23 protein-coding genes are annotated in these 26,123 nt (G+C 36.7%); 16 read left to right on the forward strand and 7 right to left on the reverse strand.

Annotated features, from left to right (window positions below; all coding sequences use genetic code 11):
- Nucleotides 1–154: 154 nt before the first annotated feature.
- The 7 genes from ACLI50_RS07715 to ACLI50_RS07745 all read left to right on the forward strand — a co-directional run bounded on the left by ACLI50_RS07715 (nt 155) and on the right by ACLI50_RS07745 (nt 11,516).
- Nucleotides 155–2,083, forward strand: a complete 1,929-nt coding sequence (locus ACLI50_RS07715; protein WP_137905759.1) for an ABC-F family ATP-binding cassette domain-containing protein — start codon at nt 155–157, stop codon at nt 2,081–2,083.
- A 148-nt stretch (nt 2,084–2,231) separates the two neighbouring features.
- The gene (locus ACLI50_RS07720) at nt 2,232–2,588 is read left to right on the forward strand and encodes a hypothetical protein (RefSeq protein ID WP_411413514.1); all 357 of its coding nucleotides are present in this window, start codon (nt 2,232–2,234) and stop codon (nt 2,586–2,588) included.
- A gap of 250 nt (nt 2,589–2,838) precedes the next feature.
- Nucleotides 2,839–5,223, forward strand: a complete 2,385-nt coding sequence (locus ACLI50_RS07725; protein WP_411413515.1) for a TonB-dependent receptor — start codon at nt 2,839–2,841, stop codon at nt 5,221–5,223.
- A gap of 39 nt (nt 5,224–5,262) precedes the next feature.
- Nucleotides 5,263–5,835 carry a hypothetical protein gene (locus ACLI50_RS07730; RefSeq protein ID WP_411413516.1) on the forward strand — a complete coding sequence of 191 codons (573 nt, stop codon included), beginning with the start codon at nt 5,263–5,265 and terminating at the stop codon, nt 5,833–5,835.
- 136 nt (nt 5,836–5,971) lie between these two features.
- Nucleotides 5,972–7,306 (forward strand): trigger factor, encoded by a 1,335-nt coding sequence (locus ACLI50_RS07735; protein WP_411413517.1) that lies wholly within the window; start codon nt 5,972–5,974, stop codon nt 7,304–7,306.
- Nucleotides 7,307–7,556: 250 nt separating this feature from the next.
- Nucleotides 7,557–8,243, forward strand: a complete 687-nt coding sequence (locus ACLI50_RS07740) for a hypothetical protein (protein WP_411413518.1) — start codon at nt 7,557–7,559, stop codon at nt 8,241–8,243.
- A 429-nt stretch (nt 8,244–8,672) separates the two neighbouring features.
- The gene (locus ACLI50_RS07745) at nt 8,673–11,516 is read left to right on the forward strand and encodes a M16 family metallopeptidase (RefSeq protein ID WP_411413519.1); all 2,844 of its coding nucleotides are present in this window, start codon (nt 8,673–8,675) and stop codon (nt 11,514–11,516) included.
- Between the two features lie 77 nt (nt 11,517–11,593).
- Here ACLI50_RS07745 and ACLI50_RS07750 read toward each other — a convergent pair whose 3' ends face one another.
- Both ACLI50_RS07750 and ACLI50_RS07755 read right to left on the reverse strand, forming a co-directional pair.
- Nucleotides 11,594–12,178 (reverse strand): DUF3109 family protein, encoded by a 585-nt coding sequence (locus ACLI50_RS07750; protein ID WP_110007981.1) that lies wholly within the window; start codon nt 12,176–12,178, stop codon nt 11,594–11,596.
- A 6-nt stretch (nt 12,179–12,184) separates the two neighbouring features.
- On the reverse strand, nt 12,185–13,090 hold the full coding sequence (locus ACLI50_RS07755; RefSeq protein WP_411413520.1) for a DUF6427 family protein: 906 nt from the start codon (nt 13,088–13,090) through the stop codon (nt 12,185–12,187).
- 42 nt (nt 13,091–13,132) lie between these two features.
- On the opposite strand from ACLI50_RS07755, the gene ACLI50_RS07760 reads away from it, so the two are divergent.
- Nucleotides 13,133–13,366, forward strand: coding sequence for a DUF6341 family protein (locus ACLI50_RS07760; protein WP_002976854.1), 234 nt, complete (start codon nt 13,133–13,135; stop codon nt 13,364–13,366).
- A gap of 84 nt (nt 13,367–13,450) precedes the next feature.
- On the opposite strand, the gene ACLI50_RS07765 is transcribed toward ACLI50_RS07760, so the two are convergent.
- The 5 genes from ACLI50_RS07765 to ACLI50_RS07785 all read right to left on the reverse strand — a co-directional run bounded on the left by ACLI50_RS07765 (nt 13,451) and on the right by ACLI50_RS07785 (nt 16,562).
- A complete protein-coding gene (locus tag ACLI50_RS07765; protein WP_062673831.1) occupies nt 13,451–13,888 on the reverse strand; it encodes a universal stress protein in 438 nt (145 codons plus the stop codon).
- 59 nt (nt 13,889–13,947) lie between these two features.
- Nucleotides 13,948–14,553 (reverse strand): fumarylacetoacetate hydrolase family protein, encoded by a 606-nt coding sequence (locus ACLI50_RS07770; RefSeq protein ID WP_411413521.1) that lies wholly within the window; start codon nt 14,551–14,553, stop codon nt 13,948–13,950.
- Between the two features lie 89 nt (nt 14,554–14,642).
- Nucleotides 14,643–15,041, reverse strand: coding sequence for a putative signal transducing protein (locus ACLI50_RS07775; RefSeq protein ID WP_343644231.1), 399 nt, complete (start codon nt 15,039–15,041; stop codon nt 14,643–14,645).
- Between the two features lie 2 nt (nt 15,042–15,043).
- Entirely contained in the window at nt 15,044–15,808 is a 765-nt protein-coding gene (locus ACLI50_RS07780; RefSeq protein ID WP_131435691.1) for a 3'-5' exonuclease, read from the reverse strand.
- A gap of 40 nt (nt 15,809–15,848) precedes the next feature.
- On the reverse strand, nt 15,849–16,562 hold the full coding sequence (locus ACLI50_RS07785) for a CDP-alcohol phosphatidyltransferase family protein (RefSeq protein WP_202841138.1): 714 nt from the start codon (nt 16,560–16,562) through the stop codon (nt 15,849–15,851).
- Between the two features lie 89 nt (nt 16,563–16,651).
- Between ACLI50_RS07785 and ACLI50_RS07790 the strand changes: the two genes are divergently transcribed.
- From ACLI50_RS07790 to ACLI50_RS07825, 8 genes are all read left to right on the forward strand, one after another.
- Nucleotides 16,652–18,580, forward strand: a complete 1,929-nt coding sequence (locus ACLI50_RS07790; protein WP_411413522.1) for an LTA synthase family protein — start codon at nt 16,652–16,654, stop codon at nt 18,578–18,580.
- Between the two features lie 206 nt (nt 18,581–18,786).
- The gene (locus ACLI50_RS07795) at nt 18,787–19,206 is read left to right on the forward strand and encodes a DUF2147 domain-containing protein (protein WP_110007974.1); all 420 of its coding nucleotides are present in this window, start codon (nt 18,787–18,789) and stop codon (nt 19,204–19,206) included.
- Between the two features lie 54 nt (nt 19,207–19,260).
- Nucleotides 19,261–19,410 (forward strand): hypothetical protein, encoded by a 150-nt coding sequence (locus tag ACLI50_RS07800; RefSeq protein WP_202841134.1) that lies wholly within the window; start codon nt 19,261–19,263, stop codon nt 19,408–19,410.
- A 20-nt stretch (nt 19,411–19,430) separates the two neighbouring features.
- Nucleotides 19,431–20,411, forward strand: coding sequence for a pyruvate dehydrogenase complex E1 component subunit beta (locus ACLI50_RS07805; RefSeq protein WP_110007971.1), 981 nt, complete (start codon nt 19,431–19,433; stop codon nt 20,409–20,411).
- Between the two features lie 114 nt (nt 20,412–20,525).
- Nucleotides 20,526–22,520, forward strand: a complete 1,995-nt coding sequence (locus tag ACLI50_RS07810) for a KUP/HAK/KT family potassium transporter (protein ID WP_110007970.1) — start codon at nt 20,526–20,528, stop codon at nt 22,518–22,520.
- A gap of 64 nt (nt 22,521–22,584) precedes the next feature.
- Nucleotides 22,585–23,058 (forward strand): Fur family transcriptional regulator, encoded by a 474-nt coding sequence (locus ACLI50_RS07815; RefSeq protein WP_002976876.1) that lies wholly within the window; start codon nt 22,585–22,587, stop codon nt 23,056–23,058.
- Between the two features lie 3 nt (nt 23,059–23,061).
- Nucleotides 23,062–24,801 (forward strand): OstA-like protein, encoded by a 1,740-nt coding sequence (locus ACLI50_RS07820; protein ID WP_411413523.1) that lies wholly within the window; start codon nt 23,062–23,064, stop codon nt 24,799–24,801.
- 96 nt (nt 24,802–24,897) lie between these two features.
- Nucleotides 24,898–26,073, forward strand: a complete 1,176-nt coding sequence (locus ACLI50_RS07825; RefSeq protein ID WP_411413596.1) for an aspartate aminotransferase family protein — start codon at nt 24,898–24,900, stop codon at nt 26,071–26,073.
- Nucleotides 26,074–26,123 lie beyond the last annotated feature (50 nt).

Raw genomic sequence — 26,123 nt, forward strand, 5'->3', positions numbered from 1 at the left:
CATCTCATGGTGTCTCCTTTTTTGCGGTTTAATGTTTTACCTACAGAGAAAAATTGCCAAATTCTGGCCTGTTTTTTTATTTCTCGGCTATTCATTTCTTTTTCCGTATTTTTGCACCCGAAAATTCATTATTCATTACTAATTATTAATTAAGATGCTTTCGGTTCAAAGTTTAGGATTACATCATTCAGGAAATTATTTATTTCAAAATGTCAATTTCACCATTAAAAAGGATGATAAAGTGGGTCTCGTTGGTAAAAACGGAGCAGGAAAATCCACTTTATTGAAAATGCTTTCCGGAGAAATTAATTTCTACGAGGGAGAAGTTGTCACTGAAGGAAGTGTTACCATTGGTTTCCTGAAGCAGGATCTTGATTTCGTAAAAGGAAGAACGGTCTGGGCAGAAACCATGCAGGCTTTTGAACAGATCAATGCCTGGAAGAATGAGCTTGAAGAAGTGAATCACCAGATGACTGTAAGAACAGATTACGAAAGTGATTCCTATACGGATCTGATTAATAAAATGACCGAGCTGAATGACCTTTTGATGAACCATGATGCCTACAATCTTGAGGGTGACATGGAAAAAGTGTTATTCGGTTTAGGATTTAAAGCAGATGATTTCCAGAAAATCACCGATGAATTTTCCGGAGGATGGAGAATGAGAATCGAATTGGCAAAATTACTTCTTCAGAAGAACGATATCATGCTTCTCGATGAGCCTACCAACCACCTGGATATGGAATCCATCATCTGGTTGGAGAACTTCCTTAAGGATTATCCCGGAGCTATTGTTCTGGTAAGTCACGATAAACAGTTTATGACAGCGGTTTGTAACCGTACTTTTGATATCAACAATAAAAAAGTTGACGATTACAAAGCCAACTATTCCAAATATCTGATCATGAGAGAAGACCGCCGTGAAAAACTGATTCAGGCTAAAAAGAATCAGGATGCGGAGATCAAGCAGATGGAAGATAATATTAATAAGTTCCGTGCAAGTGCTACCAAAGCTTCTTTCGCGCAGTCACTTATTAAAAAATTAGATAAGATTGAACGTATTGAAGTGGATAACGAAGACGTTTCAAAATTCAATATCCGTTTCGTACAGTCTATGGTTCCGGGAAAAGTGATCTTCGAAGCGATCAATCTTGGAAAAGCCTACGGACAGAAGCAAATTTTTGATGATGTAGACTTCATCGTTCAGAGAGGAGACAGAATTGCCCTTCTGGGGCAGAACGGTCAGGGAAAAACTACGCTGGCTAAAATCCTGGCAGGAGATATCAAAGACTATTCAGGAACCTGGAATCTTGGACATAATGTCAACATTGGATATTTCGCTCAGAATCAGGAAGAGGTTTTAACACCTAATAAAACGGTTCTGGAAGAAGCTGAAGATGCAGCAACAGAAGAAACAAGACCAAGAGTAAGAGACTTATTAGGATCTTTCCTTTTCCAGGGAGATGCCGTTACTAAGAAAACAAAAGTACTTTCCGGAGGAGAGAGAAACCGTCTGGCACTTTGTAAACTGTTGCTTCGTCCTTTCAACACGCTGATCATGGACGAACCTACCAACCACCTTGATATCCAGTCTAAGGAAATTATCAAGCTGGCACTGCAGAATTTTGAAGGAACTTTAATTGTCATCTCTCACGACAGGGAATTCCTTCAGGGACTTTGTGATAAAATCTACGAATTCCGTGATGGGAAAATGAAAGAATTCCTTGGTGATATCAATGAATATCTTGAGTACAGACAGAAAGAAACCATCAGAGAGATTTCTGCAGAAAAAGCCAAACTTCATACGGAAGTAAAGGTTGAACCCAAGAAAGTAGAGGAAAAACCTGTTGTAAGCAGCAGCCAGTCTTCAAATATTGTGACGAAAGAACAGAAAAATATTCAGAATAAAATAAAGAAAGTAGAAGAGAAAATTTCTGAGCTTGAAACAAAAGTAGAGCAGATGGAAGCATCTTTTGCCAAAGAAAATCCTTCAGATGAAACCTTAGAAGAATACAACAAAGCTAAGGAGGAGCTGGATACAGCTTTACAGGAGTGGGAATATCTTGGAACCCAACTGGATTAAACTACAATATAAATGCTTTATCAACCAAAAATGATGAAGCATTTTTTTTGTAACAAAACCGTATTTACTTCTACCTATTGTCAACAGTTATTAAGTAATTTAATAAAAGTTTAAGGAAACAATTAAATTATTTTCATAATTTTGAACCATGATTTTTAAAGAAAGCAGAAACCTAAAGAGTTTTATCTCCAAACTGTTGTTTGGAGTGTATTTCCTTGCGCTGCTTTCTCAAAGCTTTCACCATCATGATTCTGTAGACTATTTTAAGGCTTTTCATTTTAAAAAAGCAGAGAATACAATGACGAAAGCCGTTACTAAAGAGAAAGCTGGCGACTGTCTGGCCTGCCACTTTTTGGTTACCGGACATACATTAGCTCCTGAAGAATTCAACTTTACTTTTGAGCATTACAGCCATGAAGTAAAACAAATCATCGCCATTCAGGAGAAAATCTGGTCACAGACCAAATTCACCTTCCAGCTTCGGGGACCGCCCGCATTTGCATAATTCATAGATTCTATAGGGTTTAAAGTTCTGTACTTTAAAGTTCAATGTTTAAGGTTTAAAGTTGCTGGAAAAACAACTGTTAATTTGTAATTGGTATTTAAATAATGTTCAATTACTAATTTCTAGCTTCTAACCTCTAACCTCTCATCAGACATTAGACTTTTACATTGTACATTTAAAACTAGCCCTTCTCACAAATTTTAACGAAAATGTACCCTGTTGAAAAGGGTGCGCAATCAATCTATTTACAATGAAATTGATATATTGCCTGCTGCTGGTCTTTTGTGGATCAGTATTTACAAGTGCACAAAAAACTTATACTGTAGAGGGAACCGTTCAGGATTTCCATGATAAAACATGGCTGGAAAATGCAGTGATTAAAATCGGGAACTTTACAGCTAAAACCAATAAGAAAGGTCAGTTTTCTTTTGACAAAATTCCTGCAGGAAAGTATACACTCATTGCTCAACATCCTGATTGCAATGATTATACTGAAAATATAGGAGTTGATAAGGATGTTCAGCTGGTGATTACACTGGAACACCATATTAAAGATATCGAAACTGTGACTATTCATGGAAGTCATAAAAATAATGGTTCACTGGTAGTTAAAACACTCAATAAATCTGATATAGAGAAAAATTCTACAGACAATCTTGGGAATTTATTATCTAGAATTTCAGGGGTAACTGCTTTGAAGACCGGGAATAATATTTCAAAACCTGTTATTCACGGGTTGTATGGAAGCCGTATCAGTATTCTGAACAATGGGGTACGTCTTGCTGAGCAGGAATGGGGAGTAGAACATGCTCCGAATGTTGATATTAATAATTTTCAACATATCGACGTGATAAAAGGAGCATCTGCTTTGAAATATGGAAGCGATGCTATTGGTGGAGTTGTGGTAATGGAACCGGAAATTTTTCCTAAAAAAGATACCATAAAAGGTTCAATCGGACTTACCGGAATCTCCAATGGAAGGGGGCTTGGATTAGATGCAGATGTTGCCAGAGTGTGGAAAAACGGATGGGCTGTAAAATCTGGAGGAAGCATTAAGAAACTGGGGGATCAGAGTGCTCCCAATTATAATCTGAAAAATACGGGAATGGATTTTTCTTCCTTCAATTTCACTGTTCAAAATAATACTTATGAAAGAGGAATTTCCTTTGATTATTATCTGACGAATCAGAACATAGGGATATTAAGAGATTCACACGTCTCAACTTCTGAAGATTATGACAGAGCCATGAATGCCAATCCGCCAATATATTCAGGCAAATTCACTTATGATATTGATAATCCGAGACAGGTTATTGAGCATCATATCGCAAAAGTTTCAGCTTTCAAAAGATTTGAAAATATAGGAAAACTATCTGCAACGTATAGCTATCAGTATAATCACAGACAGGAATATGATATCAGAAGAGGAAATCTAAACGAAACTCCCTCACTTGATATGGAGCTCATGACGCATCAATTTAACATTAATGATTTATTAGAAAGGGAAAAATGGTCTTTAGAAACCGGAATTGATGCAAGTTTTCAAAACAATTATTCAGATCCGGCAACCAAAGCAAGACGTCTGATACCCAATTACGATAAATATTCTGCGGGAGCATATTCTGTTTTCAAATATAAAATTTCACCTGAATTCAATTTTGAAGCAGGAGCAAGATATGACTTTACCCGTTATGATGTAACCAAATGGTATGATAAAAGTGACTGGGAAAAATTATATGCAGATGCTTATCCACAATTTTATGTGAAAACAGATCAAAACAGAGTTTTAACACGCCCTCAGCTAAATTATAATAACGTTTCTTTCAATGCAGGTTTGGAATACCGTCCCAATGCTAATTTTGATCTGAAATTTAATTACGCAAAAGTGGGAAGATCTCCTAATGTCGCTGAATTATTTTCAGATGGACTGCACCATTCTGCAGGAATTATTGAAACCGGGTATATGGGATTGAAAAATGAACAGGGACATCAGTTTAATTTGAATGTTGACTCAAAGTTTAATGTTCTGAAAGGGTTAAATGTCTCTGTGAATCCATATTTTTTCATTACTAAAAATTTCATTAATGAAATTCCTGTAGGAATTAAAGGAACAATCAGAGGTGTATTTCCGGAATGGGCTTATCAGCAGATTGATGCAAAAATGTATGGAGTGGATCTGGATATCAACTGGAGACTTACTGATAACCTTACCTATGTAGGGAAAGGAAGCTACGTGTATGGTCAGGATGATACCCATAATGAGCCATTAATTTTAATGATGCCTCCAAATTTTTCCAATGCATTGCAGTTTAAAAAACAGGAATGGAGCAACTTCTATTTCACTGTTGAAAATCAAACATTTTTAAAACAAACCAGATTCCCGATTAGAAATGCCACATTAGAGCTGTATGTGAATGGTGAATTGGTGGACAAGGAAATAGATTTCAGTACTCCACCCAACGGATATTCACTTTGGAATATCCAAACCGGAATCAACATCAGCAAAAATCTTTCTGCAGGACTTATCGTAAACAATCTTTTCAATACTTCTTACAGAGAATATATGAACCGTTTAAGATTCTTTGCAGATGAGGCAGGAAGAAACTTTATTTTAAACTTTAGATACAGATTCTAAAGATTAACTATTCAATCAAAATTTTAAAATTCTTAAAAAATGAAAAATCTATTCAATACTAAAAATATTATCAAATTATTAGCTGTTTTATTCATCGCTGTTACTGCTGTTACTTCTTGTCAGAGAAACGGTTCGGCAGAAGAAGATGATCTTCCTCAGGAAGAACTTACCAACATCCTTTTGTTGGTGACAGATGATGCGGCTGGAACTACTCAGACTTATGATTACAGTATCGGAGCAGGAGGAACACCTACGATTCCGCTTACAAATGGTAAAACCTATACTGTTCAGGCAAAATTTAAAAATGGAAATGAAGATGCTACTCAGGAAATTATCGATGCTAAAAACGAACATTTTTTAATTTTTGATTTCCCAAAATCTAATATTACTGTTGAAAGAGTAGATGGTAGTGATCTTAGAAGCGATGGCAAAAGAGTAGGACTGAGAACAAAATGGACTGTTGTAAAAGCTGTTGATGGAACAGAACCATTTTTAAAATTAACTCTGATTCACTCTCCACAAAGCGTAAATGATGCCAAATCAGGAACTGCCTGGGGAAGCGTAGTAGGAGGAGAAACAGATGCTGAGGCAAAATACAACCTAAGTAATTAGGACAATTAATCTTGTTTGGGCCACCGGAATTTTCCGGTGGTTTTTTATTTAACAATATTTGGCTTTATAAGTTGATTTTAAATGAGTTTTTTTCATAAAAAATTCCTATTTTTGCAACCTAAAATTTTAATCAATAATGAAGGTTACCGCACAAAACCATGATGATGTAAGTGCATTGCTTACAGTAACATTGGAAAAATCTGACTACAAAGAAAAAGTAGAGAAGCAGTTGATTAATTATGCTAAAAATGCGCAAGTTCCTGGATTCAGAAAAGGGAAAGTGCCTTTGAGTATGGTTAAAAAACAATATGAAGCAGGTATTGCATTTGAAGAAATCAACAGACAAGTTTCTGATGCTTTAAACAACTATGTTAATGAAAACAAACTAAGATTAGTTGGTCAGCCTGTTCCTCAGCCAGTAAACGAATTCGATTACAATGCTGATCAATTAGAAGTTGCTTTCGAAGTAGGATTTGAGCCTGAATTCACTATAGATTTAGCTAAATATGAAGCTCCTCACTACAAAGTAGAAGCTTCTGACAAAGAAATCGGTAAGAGCATTGAAAACATGCAGAAGCGTTTCGCAGAGCAGGTTCCTCAAGATAAAATCACTAAAGATTCTTACATTGCTTTAGAAGTTTCTCAGGTTGTGGAAGAAGATGCTGAAGGTGAGCACCACCACCACCCAAAAAACCTTACTATTACAGCTGAAAACAAAGAAGCTTTCAAGTTGGTAAAAGGGTTGAAAATGGAGGAATCTGTAAAAGTATCTAAAGAAACTCTTACAGGTGATGAAGAATTAGCTAAAGAATTAGGATTCAGCAAAGAAGAAGTTGAGCACTTACACCACAATGAAGTAGAAGTTAAAGTGAAAGATTTCTATTCATTAAACTTAGCTGAGCTTAACCAGGATCTTTTCGACAAAGTATACGGAGAAGGAAACATCAAGTCTGAAGAAGAGCTTAAAGATAAAGTAAAAACTGAATTAGACGAGTATTTCCAGCAGAATGCTGATGTTCACTTTGTGAATAAAGTATTGGAGCAGGTAACTGAGAAAGAAGAAGTAAAACTTCCTGAATCTTTCCTTGTGAAGTGGTTGTTATTCTCTAACCAGAATATCCAGTCTGAAGAACAGGCTAAAGAAATTCTTGAAGCTGAGAAAAACCAGTTGAAATATCAGATCATCGAAGGTAAATTGATGACTGAGAACGAAATCAACCTTGACTATGCTGATGTATTGGCTCAGGCTGAACAGTTGGTGAAAAACCAATTGGCTATCTACGGAATCCACCACTTAGGAGATGAAGAAATCCAGAAATATGCTGTTGAAATGTTGAAAGACCAGGAGCAGGTAAGACAAATTTCTTCTGAAGTAGCTATGGCTAAACTGAAAGATGTAATTCTTGAAAAAGCGACTAAAAAAGAAACTAAAATTTCTCACGACGAATTTTTAGAAGAACTTAAGAAATAATTATACCCGGATATAAATATTTGAAAACCGTCAATTTTTTGGCGGTTTTTTTGTTGTAAATCTCTTCTAAGAATTACGTCAGATATGTTCCGTATACCAATTGGCCGGGTTTTTGTTTCCAAAGTTCTTGTAGAGCATTCATCAATCATCAACTATCAATTTATCAATCATTACTAATTGCTCATTACTCATTACTTATTTGTATGTCCGCCAATATTCCTATATTTACCCTTTAAACTTTATTATAAATATGAAAAAGATCATCATTCCATTTTTCTGCGCTGTACTTTTCTCAGTGCCTGCAGCAGCTCAGAAGAAAGGGGCTGTATCTGCTAAAACAGAAGCCGTACAATCAAAACTTACACCTAAAGAGGTTATTGATAATTATTTCAAAGCACTAGGTGGAAAAGATAAACTAGACGCTGTAAAATCTACCATTACTGATAACACTGTTGCTGTGCAGGGAATGGAAATCCAAATGACAACTAAGAAATTAGGAAATAAATTCAAATCTGTACAATCTTTTATGGGAAAAGAAATGGTGCAGCTTTTTGACGGTGAGAAAGGATATTTTGATCAGATGGGAACTAAAACAGATATTCCTGCTGACAAGATTGCTGACCTGATGAAAGGAAAACCAATGGATGCTTTAGCATTTGATGCATCTAATTTCAAGACAGTATCTACAGAAAAACTTGACGGAAAAGAGTATAATGTTTTGTCTTCCGATAAAGGAAAATTCTATTTCGATGCCGGAACCGGACTTTTGTATAAGACGGATGCCGGTGAAGGAAAGGCAACCATTAAAAGCTATATGGCTGTAGACGGAATACAATTCCCGGCTGAAGTGGAAGCTGAGGGTGGAGGTCAGAAAATGACCATTAAAACAACAAAAGTTTTGATCAACTCCGGAGTAACGGATGCTGATTTTAAATAATAAAATACTTTTTTAAGTCATCAAAACCGGGAATTCCCGGTTTTTTTATGGTAGAAAATATGAACCAAATGCCAATAAGTTTTCTTAATATGCTATTGCAGTGTTTCAGAAATCAGGTTTAATAACTGAATTTTTTTAATCAAAATAATATGACTGTTGTGTTTTACAACGGTTTTTTGGGTTTAAAAGAAGTATATATGGATCTGTTAACCGTAATTTCAAGAAAAATGAATCAGATGAGCTTATTTTTAATTAGTCTATTTTAAATAATTAATGAATGTTTTTAATTAAAAATCAATATAAGTAATATAAAAGAAACAATTTGCTTTCATTTTATAATAATTAAATTTTTTAACTTGAATTTAACCCTCTGCTAAAGCCCGGTCACTGGGAGAATTGATATTTTTGAAAGGTCAAAAAATAATGTAGATGAAAAGAATGTTATCTTCGTTTTCAGCCATCTTCCTGATGTCTGTCAATATCTATGGACAAAACATCCCTGTGGATCCGTCCGTAAGAATCGGTACTCTTTCCAATGGAATGAAGTACTATATCAAAAAAAATGTTTTACCGGAAAAAAAAGTAGAATTCCGTCTGGCAATCAATGCCGGATCTATTCTTGAAGACGAAAATCAGAGAGGACTGGCTCACTTTATGGAGCATATGAACTTCAACGGAACCAAAAATTTTCCTGACAATAAATTAGTAGACTTTTTACAATCTATCGGGGTAAAATTCGGGCAGCACCTTAATGCTTACACCGGCTTTGACGAAACCGTCTACATGCTTCCTGTCCCGTTGGATAAACTTGGAAATCTGGATGCCGGTCTGAAAGTAATGGAAGACTGGGCATTTAACGCAACACTTTCTGATGAACAGATCAATAAAGAAAGAGGAGTGGTACTGGAAGAGCTAAGATTAGGTCTCGGACCGGATAAGAGAATGATGGATAAATACCTGCCAAAGCTTTTATACCAATCTCAGTACGCAGAAAGACTTCCTATCGGTAAAAAAGAAGTGCTGGAAAACTTCAGACCTGATCTTATCCGGAAGTTCCATCAGGATTGGTACCGTCCGGATCTGATGGCAATTGTGGTAGTAGGAGATATCAATGTGGATGAAATAGAGAAAAAGATCAGGAATAACTTCAGCCAATATAAAAATCCTTCAAAACCCAGAGAAAGAAAATCATTTGATCTTCCGAATCATAAAGAAGCACTGGTTGCTATTGAGACTGATCCTGATGCTACGGCTTCAGGAGTGCAGTTCATTATCAAAGATTCTGAAGTGTACCAGCCGGATGTAACAGTGCAGCAATATGATAGAAGTATTGTTGAAGGCCTTGTAAATATTATGCTGAACAGCAGACTGGCAGAACTGGTTAATTCTCCAAATCCTCCTTTTACTTATGGTTCAGTATACCATGGAGGAACTTACGCAAGAAACAAAGAAGCATTTCAGGGTGCCGCAGCTACAAAAGACGGCGACCAGTTGAATGCGTTGAAAGTTCTTTTGGAAGAAGTGGAAAGAGCCAAAAGATTCGGATTTACCCAATCTGAACTGGACAGGGCAAAAGCCGGGATGCTTTCCTCTTATGAATGGGCTTACAACAACAAAGACAAAAACCAAAGCGGTGAACTTATCGATGGCTACGTGAATCATTTCCTGAGACAGGAGCCAATACCTGGAATTACCTGGGGATATGAACATATTAAAGAAGTTCTTCCGTCCATAGCGCTGGAACAGACCAATGAAATTATCAAAAAGCGGGTAAAGAATGACAGCAGGGTCATTATTATTACAGGTCCAAAAAAGGAAGGTATTACCATGCCAAAAGAGGCGATGGTTCTGAAGACATTTGATACTGTAAAAGTGGCTGATCTTAAACCTTATGAAGAAAAAAAGAAAACTGAAAGCTTAGTAAAACCTTTTAAATCCGAAGGGAAAATTACTAAAACAGAAGCAGACGCCAAATTAGGAACGACCACATGGACTTTGAACAACGGTGCTAAGGTTACTTTCAAGAAAACAGATTTTAAAGATGATGAGATTGTTTTTGCAGCAATAAGCCTGGGAGGACTGTCTGTCATTCCGGATGCCGATTACAATAAAACAAAATTTGCATTTGATGCTTTACTGGAAGCCGGATTAGCAGGGCTTTCAAAGACAGATCTTGCTCACTATCTTGCAGGAAAACAGGTGAGTGTAAGCTCTTATGTCGGTGGTCTTACAGAAGGTATTTCAGGAACAAGTTCGAAAAAAGATCTGAAGACTGCCATGGAACTGATCTATGCCTGCTTTACAGACTTAAATTATAACCCGGAATCATTCAACACCTATAAAACAAAGAAATCTGCCATACTGGCGAATGTGGATTCTGATCCGGAATACTATTTCTCCAGTGAATATTCCAAATTTATCAATCAGAAGAATCCAAGATTTACCGGCCTTGAACCTACCGAAAAAGACTGGGCGAATACAGATTATAAAAAAGCATATGATATTTACAAAGATAAGTTTGCCAATGCAGGTAATTTCCACTTCTATTTTGTGGGGAATATAGATGAAGGGCAGCTTAAAAGTGAGATCCTGCAGTATATTGCTTCACTTCCTGCTACAGGAAAATCGTCTACATTTAAAGATACAGGCTACAGACCAGTGAAAGGAGGATATACAAAGGTTTATAAAAAAGGAAAAGAACCGAAGAGCCTTGTCACAATTTCTTACAGCGGAGAAGCGCCTTATAATGAGAAGGAAGCTATGGCACTTTCAGCTCTTGGAGAGGTCGCTACGATTAAAGTTCTTGAAAAACTGAGAGAAGACGAAAGCGGTATTTACGGCGGAGGCGCAAGCGGAAGCTTCAGTAAAATCCCGTATGGTGCTTATGATTTTAGTGTTAATTTCCCTTGTGGTCCTGAAAATGTAGATCAGCTTACAAAAAGTGCAGTGGCCGAATTACAAAAACTGATAGACATGGGCCCTGAACAAAAAGATCTCGATAAATACAAAGAAGGAGAATACAATGAATATAAAACAAGTCTTAAAGACAATGGATTCTGGTTACAGGGAATTGCTCAAAATCAATTAGACGGAAGTGACAAATATGATATCTTAAATTATCAGGATAAAGTAAAAGCACTTACAGTAAAAGATCTTCAGGATGTTGCCAGAAAATATCTGACAAAAGAAAAAAATGTAGCCATACTTATGCCTGAAGACGGTTGGGAGAATGCTAAAAAAAATGAAACCCAAAAAGGAGGTACAACGAACTAATTCATCTTTATTGATAACAAAAATAAAAACCGCGGAGAGATCTGCGGTTTTTATTATTTCATTCGAATGTGTATCGGTTAAGAACCATACTCTTTTTTCCATTCTTCAGCAGCTTCGCTCAGAACAGTATAAAATTCCTCACCATACTTTCTCGTCAGTGGAGTTTTTAAAAACTTATACACAGGAACCTGAAGTTCTTTTCCAAGCGTACAGGCATCGCTGCATACATTCCACTCATGATAATTCAATGCGGTAAATGAAGAGTATTCCGTAACACGGATTGGGTAAAGATGGCATGAAATAGGTTTCTGCCAGTCTACTGCACCATCTTCATATGCTTTCTCAATACCACATTTGGTAATTCCTTTTTCATCAAAGGTTACATAGGCACACTCGCGGTTCTCCACCATTGGAGTAACATACATTCCGTCGTGTGGATCAGTAGTCCATGTTCCCTGTTCTTCAAGGGCTTTAATACCTTCCTGAGTAAGGTAAGGTTTTATTTTGTCAAAAATACTGTCCAATATTTCAAGCTCGTCTTTATCCAACGGAGCTCCCACATCTCCTTCCACACAACATGCACCTTTACATTTCGTAAGGTTGCAAACAAATTCTTCGGAAAAAATTTCCTCAGAAATCAATTTATCGTCTATCTGAATCATAATTTTCTAAAATAAATCAAAAACTGTACCCGCTTTGAAGGTCAGTAAACTAATAATAATAAGCCATACACTGGCTTCACGCATCCAGTATTTAGGTAAAAATCTCATCATTCTGCTCAGAATAATACTTGAAGGAAATGCCAGGAGCAGCAGATATTCATAGCTTTTATTCATATATAGAATGATAGTAACGAGCTGTGCTACAGAAAAGACCAGCAGGAAAGTGTATTTATATCTGCTTATCGGACTTTTCTTGTTGTAATTTTTAAAATGGTCGTACACAGCATAAATAAGCATCAGAACCACAGGAATCAGCGGAAGAAGTTCCGTGTAATCTGTTACCGGTTTCATTTTTCCAAACGGAAAATAATCGATATTCCATGAAGTGAACTGAACGAAATACATGACAGAAAAATAACTGAATGCAATCAGAACAATTCCCAGAAGGAATCTGAAAAGATTCAACCCTATTTTGGCAGAAGTGGCAATCACGTGAATGATCACAAAAACAGCCATTGGCCAGGTGGTAGGAAGAAAAATAAAGTTCAGGGCTACAATAGATCCTACCAATACATATGATTTTTTCCTGATATCTTCATCTGCACTCGTCAGAAGCAGGATAAGGAAAGAGTTGGTAAGCAGAGAAACTGCAATTCCTATATCCAGATTTCCGGGATACAGCCCGAAAATAAAAAAGGTGTATAAAAATAAGGGCAGATGGGTCTGATAATTAAGGGCAACACTGTGAAAACAAAAATATCCCAAAGCAATTCCCAGAAAAGTTATTCCGGCAACTATGGCTTCGTAAGTATTGAAATTCAGTATGTTAAATATTATGACTACTAAAAGAAGAAAACCAATATAAACAGGAATTGAAAAAATATTGCTTTCTTTTGAAAGTAATTTAAACATTTTTTATAAATTTGTACAAAGTTAATTTAAAAAAGGAAAATAATGACGTCTTTCTTTCTATTCTTAAGCAAAGTTTTCAAATGGTCTTTCGGTTTCTTTGATGCTTTCGGTAATGTTTTAAACTGGATTCTATTTATAGTTTGCTGTGTACTATTCACTTATTGGTGCTACGTACTGGTGGTTACACTAGGTGGCGATAAAGATAAAGACTATTATTCTCCAACGGAAGGTAAGCACCCTTACTACGATCCGAATATCTATAAAAAAGAAGGTTAATTAATTGGTTATATAGTAAAAAACCGATCAAACAATAGGGTTTGATCGGTTTTTTTATTACTAACGATTAAAATTTTCTTTTTCTTAGTCGTGAATCGGAAGTACCAGAACAGGAATACTTGAACTTTTCGTTATTCCTTTGGTTAAGCTTCCCACGAATACATCATAAATTCCGCTTCTGCCGTGTGATCCCATCACAATATAATCAGCATTTTTGGCTTTTGCATGTTCCAGAATAATATCTTTTGCAAGCCCCTGTTTTAAAAGGTGTTCACAATCAATATCATGGCTGATGATTCTTTGCTCAATTTTATTAAGCTGTACCAGCTCTTCTCTGATTTCGTTGGCTTCCACTTCCGGAAAATATTGAAATCCCATGTCACCAATAGCAAAGCCGATATCTGATGGTGCTACGTGGATCAGGTAAATTCTGCCGTTAAGCTGTTTTGCAAATTTTATGGCACCGTCTACCAATTGGTCTGTCTTGTCCCCAAAATCTACGGGTAATACAATATTTATCATAACCTCTAATTTTGTTACCTAAAGATAGGAAAAATTTGTCAGACTTTAATATTAAATACTTATAATATTCGGATATCAAGGATTTTTTCCTCCTGAAGATAAGCTTCCAGAATATCATTTTCTTCTACTTTGCCAACCCCTTTTGGAGTTCCTGTGAAAATAAGATCACCTACCCTTAACGTAAAATACTGAGAAGCAAAAGCTACAATATCATCAAAATTGAACATCATATCTTTCGTATTGCCATCCTGTACTTTTTCTTTATTTTTTAATAACGAAAACTGAAGGTTTTCAAGACTGAAGTTCTCTTTTTTGAAGAAACAGCTTACCACAGCAGAGCCGTCAAAACCTTTGGCAAGCTCCCATGGAAGCCCTTTTGATTTCAGTTCGCTCTGAAGATCTCTGGCTGTAAAATCGATTCCAAGACCAATTTCTTCATAATGCTTGTGCGCTGTTTCTTTCTGAATATATTTTCCTCCCTTTGAAATTTTTAATACCACTTCAAGCTCGTAGTGAATATCATTGGAGAATTCAGGGATGTAGAAATCATTTCCCTTTAGAACTGCCGTATCCGGTTTCATAAAGATAACAGGATTCTCAGGAATTTCATTTCCCAATTCTTTCGCGTGTTCACTGTAGTTTCTTCCTATGCAGATTATTTTCATAACTCTTTTTTTATATTTTTTTTAACCCCGTCATTGCGAGGGACGAAGCAATCTTTTAGATCGTTTAAAACTATTGATTCCTGAATAAATTAGTGGGTAAACTCATTCCCGCAATAATAACATTTGAATTTGTGGCTCGTCAGAAAAGAAATTCCAAAGAAACTGGTAGCACTGTCATCTCTGTAAATATGATTGGAACCACATTTCGGGCAGACAAAATCAAACTCGGGATCTTCAATGGTATGTTCTACTTCCAGCGAGTATTGTTCATTGTCTTTATAGTCCTGCAGGATCTGCCGGGCCTTTTCCATATCATCTTCAAATACCTGAAGCTGTATGCCGCCTACCGCCTGAGACAGAAGCCAATCCGACTGGATGAGCTGCTCATTCGCAATGAAACTGTTGATACCGTTTTCAGCCAATATCTGTTTGTCCCTGTTAGCTTCAAGGGCAGTTTCATAAAATTTAAAACGAATCAGATCAGACATTTTTAAAACCTGCTTGATAATTGAATTTTTGTAAAAATCTTTTTGGTATACAACGGAAAGTCAGCGTTCTGAAGCCACCCGAAATATCCTAAGTCTTTTTGGAATACCGCTTTCACGCCTTGTCCTTTATATTTTCCAAAGTTGAAAACTTCTTCCATTTTTTCATTATATCCGATAAATCCGGCAAGGTCTGCATTTTTATTATGGAATGTAAATTCACTTAACGGTGCTATTTCATTCGGAATATCATCATATTTTCCAACCTGAGCGTCAAGAACTTCAAACGTTGCCATTACATCAGCCTCTGCAGAGTGGGCATTTTCCAATGTTTTTCCACAGTAGAACTGGTAAGCTGCACCTAAATTTCTAGGTTCTTTTTTATGGAAAATAGTCTGTGCATCGACCAGTCTGAATTTACTCAGATCAAAATCCATTCCTACTCTTAAAAGCTCTTCAGCCAAAAGCGGAACATCAAACCTGTTGGAATTGAATCCTCCCAGGTCACTTCCTGAAATCATTTCCATAATTTTAGCGGCAATATCCCTGAAAGTAGGAGCATCTTTTACATCTTCATCATAGATCCCGTGGATTTCACTGCATTCTTTTGGAATCGGCATTTCAGGATTTACACGCCATGTTTTGCTCTCTCTGGAGGCATCCGGGTTTACTTTTAAAATACATATTTCAACAATTCTGTCTTTTCCGATATTGGTTCCTGTGGTTTCCAGGTCAAAAATACAAAGCGGTTTATGGAGTTTTAAATTCATGTCAATGATTAATAATTTGAAATGTGTTTTATTTTAATAATTATTTTAGCTGTCCCTGAAAAATGAGAGATACCAGCATATAATAAATAACAAGCATAGGAATTCCTACAATCTGGAATATCGAAAGAATGGCAATTCCTCCTGCCAGTAATATAATTTTTGGATAGTTATCTTTTAATTGTTTTGATTTGAATTTCATAGCCATCATCCTGATCGGGCTGATCAGAAGCCATGAAGTAAGAAGAGTAAGCAGGATTAATAGCAATTCATGATCAAATAAAAAGCTGAAATTTCCGGTTTCTTTAAAGGCATAATAAAGACCGAACAGTAAAACGGTATTGGTAGGTGTATTCAATCCTTTGAAATAATAACGCTGCTCTTCATCCAAATTAAAAATGGCAAGCCTCAGGCAGGAAAATACTGTGACAATGAGTCCCAGATACTTGATCTCAAATGGGAAATGCATTCCCAAAAGCTCAGCTCCAAAAGGTTCAAGGGCTTTATACATCGTAAGTCCTGGGATCACTCCAAAGCTTACCATATCCGCAAGCGAGTCCAGCTGAAGACCAAGATTGGAGTTTGATTTTAAAGCTCTGGCTACAAAGCCGTCAAAAAAATCGAAAACCGAAGAGAGAATAAGGCAGATTGCCGTTGTCTGATAATCTCCTAAAATTAAATGTATTGCACCTACACAGCCTGCAAATAAATTAGCCAGGGTTAAAGCATTGGCCAGATTATTCTTTATAAAATCCATAAACACAAAATTACAGTTTTTAAAAATTCTAACTCAAAATAATATGAACTAAAAAACGCATTAAAATGATTTTGATGTAAATTTGCCCCATGAAATTTTTAAAAGGATTTAGAAAACAGGAAGTTCTGGCATTGGTTTACAGGATTTTTCTGGCCTATGTTTTTTATCAGATTGCCAGACTTTTATTCTGGTATTTCAATAAAGATCTGATTAAAGTAGACTCCGTTTCAGAATATATAAAGCTGGCTTTCCATGGTACTGCCTTTGATACCACAGCCATTTTGTATGTTAATGCACTGTTTATATTGCTTAGTTTACTGCCATTGGTCATCAACACAAAGAAAGTCTTTCAGAAAGTTCTTTTTTGGCTGTATTTTATTACCAACGGGATTGCTTATGCCATGAACTTCGGAGATTTTATTTACTATAAATTTTCACAGGCAAGGCTTACTTCAGCAGTATTTCAGGTGGCTGAACACGAATCTAACGTTTCTAAAGTGCTGATGATTTCTATCGGACAACATCCTTTTGTACTGATATGGTATATGATCCTGATGATCTTATGGGTTTTCCTTTATAAAAAGGTGAAAGTAGAAGAGGTGAAACCTTTGAAATTACTACCTTATTTTATTACTTCCATTATTACTTTATGTATCACAGCGGTGCTGGTTGTGGGAGGAATCAGAGGAGATTTTAAACACAGTACCAGACCGATTAATATGGTGGATGCAACCCGTTTTGTAACCAATCCTCTGCAGGGTAATATGGTGCTCAACAGTACATTCTCCTTTTTCAGGACTTTAAATACCAATAATTTCAAGGAAGTTCATTTTGTGAGCGAAAAAGATATAGAAGAGTATGTACAGCCTTATAAAGTGTACGACAGAAAAGTAGAGAAACGTCCGAATATTGTTATTTTCATCGTAGAATCTTTCGGGAGAGAATATTCCGGGGCATTTAATAAAGATAAAAATATCAAAGATTATGTTTCTTACACTCCGTTTATGGATAGCCTGGCTACCCAGAGTCTTATTTTTCCGAATACTTTTGCAAACGGAAGACAGTCGATTCACGGGATGAGCAGTGTTTTGGCCGGAATTCCGAGCCTGACGGATGCGTTTACAGGGTCTCCGTATTCCAATCAGAAAATTCAGTCCATTGTTTCCGTATGTAATGATCTTGGCTATGATACTTCTTTCTATCATGGGGCGCCTAATGGTTCTATGGGATTCCTTGGGTTCGGAAATATATTAGGATTTAAACATTATTTCGGGAAAACAGAATATAATCATGATGAAGATTTTGATGGAATGTGGGCCATCTGGGACGAACCTTTCCTTCAGTATTTTGCGAAAAATGTCGGAAAGAAGCAGCCTTTTATGACTACTGTATTTACGGCATCATCCCATCACCCTTTTAAAATCCCTGAAAAATATAACGGTAAATTTAAAAAAGGAAAAATTGAAATCCATGAGCCGATGCAGTATACGGATTATGCAATCAAACAATATTTTGAAACGGCTAAAAAACAGCCGTGGTATAATAATACAATCTTTGTTTTCACAGGAGATCACACCAACCAGGTATATTATCCTGAATATGAAAGAGCCATGAACCGTTATGCTGTTCCGTTGGTTTTCTATTCTCCGAATCCTGCCTATCAGTTAAAAGGAGTCAGTCAGGAAATAGCGCAGCAGGCAGATATCTATCCTACACTGGCTGACCTTATCGGGTACAATAAACCAATCAGAAGCTGGGGAAGAAGTCTGGTGAGTGATAAAAAATATCCTTTCATCGTTGTCAATTCAGATGGAAGTACGGATCAGTTCATGATCGGAAATTATATTTACCGTTTTGACGGAAAAGAAATCATCGGAGTATATGATAAATCTGATCTGAGTCTGGAAAAAAATATCATGAATGAAGTTAGAAATCCGGAAGTAGAGCAGGGAAAGAAAACAGCAAAAGCGTGGTATCAGGATTACATGGACAGAGTGATTAACAGGAAACTGTATTAGGGCGAAATGGCAAAAAGGTAAATCTGTAAAATTGCGAAAACATCAACAGGCCGATTGAAATTTAGCTTTTTCGCATTTTAGCGATTATACTTTTTATATCCTCTTTATGCTTTGTATAATAAAAGTTTTTGTTCGTTGAAAATTAATTTATATTTTTATCAATACGTAGATAAGAATATTGTATTAAAATTAAAACTATAAGAAATATGAAAAAAATATTGTTAACGTTCGCACTTTCTTTATGTGGTGTACTTACATTTGCACAGATAGAAGGTAAGTGGAAGACGATAGATGATGAGACAAAACAGGCAAAATCTATTGTTGAAGTGTACAAAAAATCAGACGGAAAATACTATGGGAAAGTTTCTCAGTTATTGATAAAACCAGCTGAATCAAACTGTACGGCTTGTAAAGATGACAGAAAAGGAAAACCAATTTTAGGATTGGAAATCATCAGGGGACTGAAAAAAGACGGCGATGAGTTCACAGGAGGAACCATCACTGATCCTAAAACAGGAAAAACATATAAATGTACCATTACAAGAAGCGGTGATAAACTGAACGTAAGAGGTTACTTAGGATTATCTTTATTAGGAAGAACCCAGGTTTGGGAGAAAGCTAATTAATTTAAGTTTAAATAGAATTTTAGATGACATTTCAGAAATGAGATGTCATTTTTTATGAACAAAAATTCTCAGGAAGCTGGAAAATCCACAAGAACGGGACATCAGGAAGAAAAATTTATTTTAAATACAGTTAATATTATGACTTCTCATGGAAATGAAGAGCGTTTTTATGATGTGTATAATAAAAAAACACTACTTTTGTAGTCTAAATTTTTCAAGAAAATATGGCAGAATATACTTTTCGTGAGGTAATTGCACAGGCAATGAGCGAGGAAATGCGTAAAGACGAATCCATCTACCTGATGGGGGAGGAAGTTGCAGAATATAATGGTGCATATAAGGCTTCAAAAGGAATGCTGGATGAATTTGGTCCAAAAAGAATAATTGACACACCGATTGCAGAACTTGGATTTACAGGAATCTCTGTGGGAGCTGCAATGAATGGAAACAGACCCATCGTAGAATTTATGACATTCAATTTCTCATTGGTAGGAATTGATCAGATTATCAATAACGCAGCGAAAATCCGTCAGATGAGTGGCGGACAGTGGAATTGTCCAATTGTTTTCCGTGGGCCTACTGCTTCTGCAGGACAATTAGGAGCTACTCACTCTCAGGCATTTGAAAACTGGTTTGCCAACTGCCCTGGACTTAAAGTGGTGGTACCTTCTAACCCTTATGACGCAAAAGGATTGTTAAAAACAGCGATCCAGGATAATGACCCTGTTATTTTCATGGAATCTGAGCAGATGTATGGAGATAAAATGGAAATTCCTGAAGAAGAATACTACTTACCAATAGGAAAAGCAGATATCAAGAGACAAGGTACAGACGTTACTCTGGTTTCTTTCGGAAAGATCATGAAACTGGCTTTACAGGCAGCAGAAGATATGGCTAAAGAAGGAATCTCTGTAGAAGTTATCGACCTTAGAACTGTTCGTCCTCTTGACTTCGATACAATTTTAGAATCTGTAAAGAAAACAAACAGACTGGTTATTTTAGAAGAAGCTTGGCCATTCGGATCAGTATCTTCAGAAATTACTTATATGGTACAGCAAAAAGCATTTGATTATTTAGATGCTCCTATCAAGAGAATTACTACTCCTGATGCACCTGCACCTTACTCTGCAGCATTATTTGCAGAATGGTTCCCAAAACTTGAAAAAGTAAAAGAGGAGATCAAAAAAGCGATGTACGTAAAATAGTTATAGAAAAAAACTTCCGAAAGGAAGTTTTTTCATTTATTATATTCATGAAGAAAAATTCTTGACGTCATAAAATTAGTATAAATTTGCGCCTTTAAAATAAATTAAGCTGATATGGCAGAAGTTACAGAAGATGGCTACCACTTCGACATAAAGAAACTTTCCTTCATAGGAGTTTTAGTGTCTCTAGGAATTGTTTTTGGAGATATTGGTACCTCTCCGCTTTACGTAATGAAAGCAATTGTGAATGCAAGATCCCAGGGAAGCAATATGCCTTTCAATGAATACATAGAAGGAGCTCTTTCATGTATTATCTGGACCCTTACTTTGCAGACCACAATCAAATATGTGATCATTGCTTTGAGAGCAGACAACAAAGGTGAAGGAGGTATTCTTGCCTTGTTTTCATTGGTAAGAAACCTTAAAAAAGGATGGCTGTACCTTATTGCGATTATTGGTGCTGCGGCACTTATTGCAGACGGAGTAATTACCCCATCACTGACGGTAATGTCAGCTATTGAAGGTCTTGAAATTTATAATCCCCATACTCCTGTTGTTCCAATCACCATCGGAATTCTGATTGCCATTTTTGTGGTACAGCAGTTCGGGACCAGTTTTATCGGAAAATTTTTTGGTCCGGTAATGGTAGTTTGGTTCCTGGTATTGGGAGGCCTTGGAGTAATGCATTTAAGTGAAAACTTTGAGATTTTAAGATCTTTCAACCCTTATTACGCTTATAAGCTCATTGTTAACTCTCCGAGTGCCATTGTCATTCTTGGAGCGGTTTTCCTTTGTACTACCGGAGCAGAAGCACTGTATTCTGACCTGGGACACTGCGGAGCTAAAAACATCAGAGTAAGCTGGGCATTCGTTAAGATCATGCTTATTCTAAACTATCTTGGACAGGGCGCATGGCTTCTGACCAATCATAACAAACCAGGTTTCTCTGTAATAAACCCGTTCTTCGGAATCATGCAGGAATGGATGATCATTCCGGGAGTAATTTTAGCAACAGCCGCTGCAATTATTGCCAGCCAGGCATTGATTACAGGTTCGTTCACCATATTCTCAGAAGCAATGTCTCTTAACCTTTGGCCGAATCAGAAAATTGATTACCCTTCCGGAGTAAAAGGACAGATGTATATTCCAAGAATCAACTGGGGACTTCTTATCCTGTGTATCATTGTCGTTCTGCATTTCAAAGAATCAGGAAAAATGGAAGCCGCTTACGGACTTTCCATTACCGTAACGATGTTGATGACCACCGTTTTATTAGTATTCTGGCTGCTGAAGCATAGAGTAAGCAAGGTTCTGATTCTGGTTTTCGCAATGGTTTACATGGCTATCGAATTAGGATTCTTCAGTGCTAACATCATCAAATTTATGGAAGGTGGATGGATTACCGTTGTATTGGCAGGTTCTATCGGAGTTTCTATGTATGCATGGTACAACGGAAGACTGATCAAAACAAGATTTATCCAGTTTGTGAAAATAGAAAAATATGTGTCTATCCTTAAAGACATGAAGCTGGACGAAACTATTCCGAAATATGCTACCAATCTTGCTTACCTGAGCAGGGCAAAAAGAAATGATGAAGTGGAATCCAAAATTATCTATTCCATCATCAAAAAACAGCCGAAAAGAGCAGATCATTATTTTATCCTGAGTATTGTCAATCAGGAAGATCCCTATACTTTCAGATATACTGTAGACGAGATTCTTCCGGGAACCGTCTATAAGATCAATTTCCTTTTAGGATTTAAAGTAGACCGAAGAATCAACGATTATTTCAATATGGTTCTTAAAGACTTAATGGCGGACGGAACCATTCCTTCAAGAAGCAGCCATCCATCTTTAAGAGCTCATGATATACCGCCGGATCTTAAATATGTCATCATAGATAACACCTATATCAACGATATCCTTTTAACTGTTAAACAAAAGATTACTCTTAACATTTACAACTTTGTGAAGTATATAGGAAGTGACGACTTTAAGGCCTGGGGAGTATCTTCGCACAATGTTGAAGTGGAATCTGCACCGATCACAGAATTAACAGTTTATGACAATAAGATCGAGCAGTCCGGGTATTTCCGTCACAACTCGTAGCCACCTGTATTAACCATACTATCTATTTAAATAAAATTCAATAAATTTGTAGATAATTTTTTTAATGGATACAATACAAAAAGAAAAAAATATAGCTTTGATCAAGGATGTTTTGAGAAACTACTTATTAGAAAAAGGGTTCAGAAACACACCTGAAAGATATACGATATTGGAAGAAATTTATAATATGGATCATCACTTCAATGTTGATGATCTGTATCTTCTGATGATGCAGAAGAAATATCACGTTTCCAAAGCAACGATTTACAACACGATTGAAATTTTCCTTGATGCAGGTTTAATCCGTAAGCATCAGTTCGGAGAAAAGACATTGACTTCTTCGTCTTATGAAAAGTCTTATTTTGACAAACAGCATGATCACCTGGTGATCTACAAAAAAGACTCTGATAAAGAGATTGAGGAAATTATTGAATTCTGTGACCCAAGAATCCAAGGAATCAAAGAAGCCATTGAAGAAGCATTTGGCGTAAAAATTGATTCTCATTCGCTATATTTCTATGGCACTAAGAATGACTAATTAATGAGAATAGCCCTTTTTCTGTTACTCTTTATTTCTACGCTCAACTTTGCGCAGGATAAAACTCCTGTGAAGAGAGATCCTTATCTGCAGGCTCCTTCACCCACTCAGCCTCAACAGGTGAGACCTGAAGATAAAGTAAAGATCATCCACGCAGACGAAATCAAGAAAGATCCTGAAAAATACGACGGGAATCAATATTTTACCGGTCATGTTCAGATAGAACATCAGGGATCCATTCTTACTGCAGATGAAGTAGTTCTGTATAATGAAGAAAACTTTGTAAAAGCAATAGGTAATACAAGACTTCAAAATACAGACGGCTCTGTAATCACAGCAGGAGAAATGGAATATGATGCCAATACCCAGAAAGGTGTTGCCCGAAAAAATGTGGTCCTGACGGATCCTAAACAGACCATAAAAACAGATATTCTGTATTATGACAGGCTGGCTAATCAAGCGTATTTTAATACAGGAGGAACGATCTCGGATGGCCAGAATGTTACCTATGCTAAAGTAGGAACTTATTTTCTCAATACAAGAGTAGTTGACCTTACAGGAAATGTAAAGATTGAAACCCCTCAGTATACTATAGAAGGTCCAAATATCAAGCAGAATCAAAACACAAAAATTGCCGATTTTAATGGTCCTACAACCATTACCAGCAAAACCAATCCACGAAACAGAATCTATACGGAAAGAGGAACCTATAAAATGGATTCCAAGGAGGCGTATTTAACCAAAAACTCAAGGATATTTTACAATGAAAAAATCCTTACCGGTGATGATATGTACTACAATCAGATTTCAGGGTTTGGTAAAGCAACAGGCAATGTAACCCTGGATGATCCTAAAGAAAGAAGATACATAAAAGGAGGATACGGAGAAATTTTTGAGAAAAAAGACTCTGCAATGATGACCAAAAGTCCGTATGCTGTAAAAGTGATGGAAAAAGACTCCATTTATTTCGCTGCAGAAAAAATTATCTCTTATCAAAGACCGGACTCACTGGATATCAAAGTGAAGAAAAGCTATCTTAGAGCCTTCAAAAAAGCCCGTATTTATAAATCCAATGCACAGGGAAGAGCAGATTCCATTGCTTTCAACGAAACAGACGGAATCATGCATATGTATACCAACCCGATTCTTTGGAGCGGTGAAAAGCAGGTAACCGGAGATAAAGTAGAAGCCTACTTCAATACCAAAACGGAAGATATTGATTCCTTAAAAGTAATTGGAAATGCTTTTGCCATCAGTAAAGTAGACTCCCTGAACCTGAAAGATGAGTTCAATCAGGTGAAAGGGAAATTCATGACGGTGTACTATGAGAAAAATGCTATTAAAGAAGCAAGAGTAGTTGGAAACGCCCAATCTATCGTCTATGTTGATGATACCGATCAGGAAACCAAAAAACCGGAAAGAATAGGGATTACCTTGTCTACCTGCGGAATTATCGGAGCATTGTTTGAAGAAAGAGCATTACAGATTATTTCCTGCAGTATCGGAGCTGTTTCCGATACCTATCCGATGAGTATGATAGAGCCGTCAAAAAGAAAGTTCCCGGATTTTAACTGGAATACCAAAGACAGGATCCGGAAATGGCAGGACATCCTTGTAGACACTCCGAATAACGAAGAAATACAATATACAGCAGATAATGAGCTCTTCGATAAAGCACAGAAAGCCATAGATGATGAAAAGGCCAAAGAAGAAGCTAAAAAACCTAAACGTACCAGAAAATAACAGAAAGACCAGTAAAGTGCTGGTCTTTTTTGTGGATTAATTTTAACGTTTAATGAATCTTTTATAGCTTTGCTGAAATTTTTGGAGACAATGGAAATGCATAAAGATTTTTTTACATATCAGGCTCAAACCACAAAATTTGCTGCAGGTTTTGAAGTAGAGAAAGCAATAGGAAGCTATATTTACGGTACAGACGGAAAAAGATATCTTGACTTTGTAGCAGGAGTTTCTGCCAATACGCTGGGACATTCACATCCTAAAGTTGTGGATGCTATCAAAGAGCAGACCGATAAATACCTTCACGTCATGGTGTATGGTGAATATGCACAGGAAAAGCCTGTAGCACTATGCAGATTGCTTGCTGAAGCTACTCCTGATCCCCTGGAAGTTACATACCTTGTGAATAGCGGTGCGGAAGCCATTGACGGAAGCTTAAAATTAGCCAAAAGATACACCGGAAGAGAAGAAATTGTTTCCTTTAAAAACTCTTACCATGGAAATACCCACGGCGCTTTGAGTGTTTCAGGAAATGAAACTCACAAGAGAGAATTCCGTCCTTTATTACCGATGGTTTCTTTTATTGAATTTAACAATGAAGAAGATTTCGATAAAATCACAGAAAAGACGGCTTGTGTTATCCTTGAAACCATTCAGGGAGCAGCAGGGTTTTTAGTGCCGGATAACGACTACCTGATCAAACTGAAGAGAAGATGTGAAGAAGTAGGGGCACTTCTGATTCTGGATGAAATACAGCCGGGATTCGGACGGACAGGGAAGTTGTTCTCTTTCGAACACTTTGGAATTGTTCCGGATATTCTTGTGATGGGTAAAGGTATGGGAGGAGGTGTTCCTGTGGGAGCTTTTATGAGCTCCAGAGAAATCATGGAAACGCTTTCACATTCTCCTAAATTAGGGCATATTACTACTTTTGGAGGAAATCCACTCATTGCAGCGGCAAGTTATGCTACATTGAAAGAAGTGCTGGAAAGCGGTTTAATGAACGAAGTGGAGGAAAAAGAGAAGTTGTTCAGAGAACTTTTGGTTCACCCTAAAATCAAAAATATCAACGGTAAAGGGCTGATGCTTGCCGTCAACTTAGGAACTCCTGAATACACACTGGAAGTAGCTAAAAAATGCATGGACAAAGGGCTTGTTGTTTTCTGGCAATTGTACAGAAATGAATACCTCAGAATCTCTCCGCCTCTTACATTATCTCTGGATGAAATAAGAGAAGGATGTCAGATTATTCTCGATATACTGAATGAAAATTAAAAATAAAATCTCTCCGGAAAGGAGAGATTTTTTTATGTCTTGCATGGTAA

The sequence above is a fragment of the Chryseobacterium cupriresistens genome, assembly GCF_046614675.1.
In the GTDB taxonomy this organism is placed as follows: domain Bacteria; phylum Bacteroidota; class Bacteroidia; order Flavobacteriales; family Weeksellaceae; genus Chryseobacterium; species Chryseobacterium cupriresistens.

What these genes read in the sequence shown, in the direction of transcription:
- ACLI50_RS07730 (WP_411413516.1), top strand. Translation starts at nt 5,263, where the DNA reads ATGAAAAATCTATTCAATACTAAAAATATTATCAAATTATTAGCTGTT.
- ACLI50_RS07795 (WP_110007974.1), top strand. Translation starts at nt 18,787, where the DNA reads ATGAAAAAAATATTGTTAACGTTCGCACTTTCTTTATGTGGTGTACTT.
- ACLI50_RS07735 (WP_411413517.1), top strand. Translation starts at nt 5,972, where the DNA reads ATGAAGGTTACCGCACAAAACCATGATGATGTAAGTGCATTGCTTACA.
- ACLI50_RS07820 (WP_411413523.1), top strand. Translation starts at nt 23,062, where the DNA reads ATGAGAATAGCCCTTTTTCTGTTACTCTTTATTTCTACGCTCAACTTT.
- ACLI50_RS07770 (WP_411413521.1), bottom strand. Translation starts at nt 14,553, where the DNA reads ATGAAAATAATCTGCATAGGAAGAAACTACAGTGAACACGCGAAAGAA.
- ACLI50_RS07765 (WP_062673831.1), bottom strand. Translation starts at nt 13,888, where the DNA reads ATGATAAATATTGTATTACCCGTAGATTTTGGGGACAAGACAGACCAA.
- ACLI50_RS07725 (WP_411413515.1), top strand. Translation starts at nt 2,839, where the DNA reads ATGAAATTGATATATTGCCTGCTGCTGGTCTTTTGTGGATCAGTATTT.
- ACLI50_RS07825 (WP_411413596.1), top strand. Translation starts at nt 24,898, where the DNA reads ATGCATAAAGATTTTTTTACATATCAGGCTCAAACCACAAAATTTGCT.
- ACLI50_RS07750 (WP_110007981.1), bottom strand. Translation starts at nt 12,178, where the DNA reads ATGATTCAGATAGACGATAAATTGATTTCTGAGGAAATTTTTTCCGAA.
- ACLI50_RS07810 (WP_110007970.1), top strand. Translation starts at nt 20,526, where the DNA reads ATGGCAGAAGTTACAGAAGATGGCTACCACTTCGACATAAAGAAACTT.
- ACLI50_RS07780 (WP_131435691.1), bottom strand. Translation starts at nt 15,808, where the DNA reads ATGAATTTAAAACTCCATAAACCGCTTTGTATTTTTGACCTGGAAACC.
- ACLI50_RS07805 (WP_110007971.1), top strand. Translation starts at nt 19,431, where the DNA reads ATGGCAGAATATACTTTTCGTGAGGTAATTGCACAGGCAATGAGCGAG.
- ACLI50_RS07775 (WP_343644231.1), bottom strand. Translation starts at nt 15,041, where the DNA reads ATGTCTGATCTGATTCGTTTTAAATTTTATGAAACTGCCCTTGAAGCT.
- ACLI50_RS07800 (WP_202841134.1), top strand. Translation starts at nt 19,261, where the DNA reads ATGAACAAAAATTCTCAGGAAGCTGGAAAATCCACAAGAACGGGACAT.
- ACLI50_RS07755 (WP_411413520.1), bottom strand. Translation starts at nt 13,090, where the DNA reads ATGTTTAAATTACTTTCAAAAGAAAGCAATATTTTTTCAATTCCTGTT.
- ACLI50_RS07815 (WP_002976876.1), top strand. Translation starts at nt 22,585, where the DNA reads ATGGATACAATACAAAAAGAAAAAAATATAGCTTTGATCAAGGATGTT.
- ACLI50_RS07785 (WP_202841138.1), bottom strand. Translation starts at nt 16,562, where the DNA reads ATGGATTTTATAAAGAATAATCTGGCCAATGCTTTAACCCTGGCTAAT.
- ACLI50_RS07790 (WP_411413522.1), top strand. Translation starts at nt 16,652, where the DNA reads ATGAAATTTTTAAAAGGATTTAGAAAACAGGAAGTTCTGGCATTGGTT.
- ACLI50_RS07715 (WP_137905759.1), top strand. Translation starts at nt 155, where the DNA reads ATGCTTTCGGTTCAAAGTTTAGGATTACATCATTCAGGAAATTATTTA.
- ACLI50_RS07720 (WP_411413514.1), top strand. Translation starts at nt 2,232, where the DNA reads ATGATTTTTAAAGAAAGCAGAAACCTAAAGAGTTTTATCTCCAAACTG.
- ACLI50_RS07745 (WP_411413519.1), top strand. Translation starts at nt 8,673, where the DNA reads ATGAAAAGAATGTTATCTTCGTTTTCAGCCATCTTCCTGATGTCTGTC.
- ACLI50_RS07740 (WP_411413518.1), top strand. Translation starts at nt 7,557, where the DNA reads ATGAAAAAGATCATCATTCCATTTTTCTGCGCTGTACTTTTCTCAGTG.
- ACLI50_RS07760 (WP_002976854.1), top strand. Translation starts at nt 13,133, where the DNA reads ATGACGTCTTTCTTTCTATTCTTAAGCAAAGTTTTCAAATGGTCTTTC.